Source organism: Saccharomonospora saliphila YIM 90502 (assembly GCF_000383795.1).
GTDB classification, from domain to species: domain Bacteria; phylum Actinomycetota; class Actinomycetes; order Mycobacteriales; family Pseudonocardiaceae; genus Saccharomonospora; species Saccharomonospora saliphila.
Map to the genome: position 1 here is coordinate 1 of NZ_KB912588.1, position 3,166 is coordinate 3,166.

Annotated in this window: 4 protein-coding genes and 1 pseudogene; 2 read left to right on the plus strand and 3 right to left on the minus strand. The window is 71.6% G+C overall.

What is annotated here, in order from left to right; translation table 11 throughout:
• Nucleotides 1–219: pseudogene (locus SACSA_RS20760) on the minus strand (hypothetical protein); the annotation flags it as partial.
• 93 nt (nt 220–312) lie between these two features.
• Between SACSA_RS20760 and SACSA_RS0100010 the strand changes: the two are divergent.
• Together SACSA_RS0100010 and SACSA_RS0100015 are read left to right on the plus strand one after the other, a co-directional pair.
• Nucleotides 313–870, plus strand: coding sequence for a peptidylprolyl isomerase (locus SACSA_RS0100010; RefSeq protein WP_028661376.1), 558 nt, complete (start codon nt 313–315; stop codon nt 868–870).
• A gap of 222 nt (nt 871–1,092) precedes the next feature.
• Nucleotides 1,093–2,046 carry a rhomboid family intramembrane serine protease gene (locus SACSA_RS0100015; RefSeq protein ID WP_019812469.1) on the plus strand — a complete coding sequence of 318 codons (954 nt, stop codon included), beginning with the start codon at nt 1,093–1,095 and terminating at the stop codon, nt 2,044–2,046.
• Between the two features lie 9 nt (nt 2,047–2,055).
• Here SACSA_RS0100015 and SACSA_RS0100020 read toward each other — a convergent pair whose 3' ends face one another.
• Together SACSA_RS0100020 and crgA are read right to left on the minus strand one after the other, a co-directional pair.
• Complete coding sequence (locus SACSA_RS0100020; RefSeq protein WP_083940099.1) at nt 2,056–2,544, minus strand: PH domain-containing protein; 489 nt, start codon at nt 2,542–2,544, stop codon at nt 2,056–2,058.
• Nucleotides 2,545–2,613: 69 nt separating this feature from the next.
• Nucleotides 2,614–2,877 carry a cell division protein CrgA gene (gene crgA, locus SACSA_RS0100025; RefSeq protein ID WP_019812471.1) on the minus strand — a complete coding sequence of 88 codons (264 nt, stop codon included), beginning with the start codon at nt 2,875–2,877 and terminating at the stop codon, nt 2,614–2,616.
• Nucleotides 2,878–3,166: the final 289 nt, after the last annotated feature.

Sequence of the window (3,166 nt, forward strand, 5' to 3'; positions counted from 1 at the left end):
CTCCTTGCGGGCCCTGGCCGCGTCCTTGCGGGCGCGCGCGGCCTTGCGCCCGAACTCGCGCCGGGCCGTCTCGGTGCTTTCGGCCAGCCTCTGCTCGGCGACGTGGGCTGCCTGCGTGGCCACGTCGGCACTGGTCCTTCCGACCTCCAGCGCCCGGTCCCGCAGCGCGCGGGAGAGGTGCCCGCCGGACTCGGCCGTGGTCTCGCCGGTTCGACCCATCGCCTTCACCTCGTCAATCGTCGTCGAGTGCCTGCTCACTTGATCCTGTCCCCATCCTGCCCCTTTTCCGCGCATGTCGCCGTGGATGGCACGATGAAAAGCGTGACTGAAAGCAATGGATCCCCCGGTGGGTCGAGGACGAAGGCCACCCTGCACACCAACCGAGGCGACATTCATCTCGACCTTTTCCCTGATCACGCGCCGAAGACGGTCGCGAACTTCACCGGATTGGCCGACGGCTCGAAGGAGTACACCCAGCCGAACGCCCGGGGTGAGAAGTCGGGCCCGTTCTACGACGGGAGCATCTTCCACCGCGTCATCGCCGGGTTCATGGTCCAGGGTGGCGACCCGACGGGCACCGGTCGTGGCGGCCCGGGTTACAAGTTCGACGACGAGTTTCACCCCGAGTTGCAGTTCAACCGGCCCTACCTGCTGGCGATGGCCAACGCGGGCCCGGGCACGAACGGTTCGCAGTTCTTCATCACCGTCGCGCCGACGCCGCACCTGAACTTCAAGCACACCATCTTCGGCGAGGTCTCCGACCAGGCCTCCCGCGACGTCGTCGACGCGATCGCCCAGACCGCGACCGGCCCTGCCGACAAGCCGCTCGAGGACATCGTGATCGAGCGGGTGAGCATCGACCGCGGCTGACGCACTCCCCGGCTGACACGCCCGGTACCGGATCGGCCGGGGTCAGGCCGCCCGCGCGGGAGCGACCGGGGTCCGCACCCGCGCAGCCCGCTCGCCGCAGCCCGCTCGCCGACGCGGGTCGGTGCGGAAACGTCCGGCGCGACGCCGGGTAGGTTGGAGTCGAGCGACGCGTCGTCCGGCGCGCGCGAAGCAGGTCGTGACCGCAGGAGTGGCGAGAAGACTGTGACCCAGCCCCCGTCCCCGCCGCCGTACGAGCCGCCGCCACAGCAGCAGGAGGCGTTGCCCGCCTGCTGGTGGCACCCGAACAGGCAGACCGGTCTGCGCTGTGTCCGCTGCGAGCGCCCCGCGTGCCCGGAGTGCCTGCGCGAGGCCTCGGTCGGTTACCAGTGCGTCGACTGCGTGCACACGGCGCAGCAGCACCATCGCACCCAGGCCGCGGCGTACCGCCGCGCCGGGTACGGTGCCCGCACCGTGGCCGGCGCCCGCGCGCCCGCCCGCGCCGTGGTGACCCCGGTCCTCATCGCGTTCAACGCCGCCGTCTACCTGCTCACGGCGGCACTGGCCGGTGACCCCGTGCAGAACCAGGGCTCCGCGCTCTTCGCCGACGGCACGCTCTGGCCACCCGGGATCGCGCTCAACGACGAATGGTGGCGGCTGGTCACCTCGGGCTTCCTGCACTACGGCCTCGTGCACCTCGGCATGAACATGCTGGCCCTGTGGTTCCTCGGGCGCGACCTCGAACTCCTGCTCGGCAGGCTCCGGTTCGGCGCGCTCTACGCCGCCTCGATGCTCGCGGGCTCGGCGGCGGTGTACACGTTCGGCGCCCCGTTCACCGCCACCGCGGGCGCCTCCGGGGCGATCTACGGCCTGCTCGGCGCGATCCTGGTCGCGGTCCTGCGGCTGCGGCTGAACCCGACCGCGGCCATCGGCATCATCGTGCTCAACCTCGTGCTCAGCGTGTCGATCCCCGGGATCTCGCTGCTCGGGCACCTCGGCGGCCTGGTCGCGGGTGTCCTGGTGATGGTGGCGATGGTGTACGCGCCCGAGCGCCACCGCGCCAGGTACCAGGCCGGGGCGGTGGCGCTGCTCGTCGTCGCGATGATCGGCCTCGTGCTCTACCGCGACGCCCAGCTCTTCGAGCAGATCTGCCCGATGTTCGCCCTGTGCCGGGCCTAGGACGAGGACTCAGGCCCGGCGCCGCAGGCGCAGCAGCTCGTCGTGGACGTCGTGGGGATCGGCGCCCAGCTCGATCCAGCCGAGCACGACCAGCCCGGGCTCGTCGCTGACTCCGGCGTCCCCGGCGTCTCCGGTCTGTTCTGAGCCGGCCCGCCCGGGGTCGCGGGCGTCGTCTGCGTCGAGTTCGAGCACCGGGACCCGCCGGCCGAACCGCCGCACGTCGGTGAGCCGCACCGCAACGCGGGACCACGCGAGGCGCCGGGTCCCGCCGAGGGTGCGTACCGACACGCCACCGGCGTCGGCCGCCAGGCGCGGGCGCACCACGGTGCCGTGCGCGGACAGGGCGGCCAGGGCCGCCGTGACCAGGGAGAGCAGCAACGCGCCCTGCCGGTCGCCTCCGGTAGCCAGCATGGCGAGCGCGGCCCCGGCGGCGGCCGTCAGCGCCCACCCGGCACCCACGAGAGCGGGCCGGGGAGCCCAGGCCGCGGAGTTATCCACAGAGTTGTCCACAGTGGGGATGAGTCACACGCGTGTGATTCGGGCGCCCCTGCGGCGGGCGGGGGTTCGTCACCGCCAGCGCATCGTCATCAGCAACCCGGTGATCATCAGGGCGAAGCCGATGGCGAAGTTCCAGTTGCCCAGCTCGGTCATGAAATCGATCTTGTCGCCCGCGAGGTAGTTGACCACCAGCCACAGCAGGCCGAGCAGCATCAGCCCGAACATCACGATCTTGTAGAGCGGGTGCGAAGGACCCGCCGCGCGCACCTTGACCGGCGTGCGGCTCGTCGGCGGGGTGTAGGCCGTCTTCTTGCGGACCTTGGACTTGGGCATCGGAGTCCTCGCGTGCTGTCGGGCCGGAACGTGCGCGGTCACGCGGGGCTGCCCGCGAAACCACCATCATCCACACACGTTAACGTAATCGGGCAGGTGCCAGAAGCTGGGAGCGAAGGGCACACCAGCGAATCGTGACGGCGGGTAGGTCACACCTCCCCGAAGGGAGCTCACGTGTCGAGGTACGAGGAGCCGAGGACACGGGAGGTGCCGGTACCCGTGCACGGGGAGCTGCCCGGCGCCGAACCCGCGGCGCCGCCGGGCCCGCCTCGTCCGGCCGGGCGCCCGG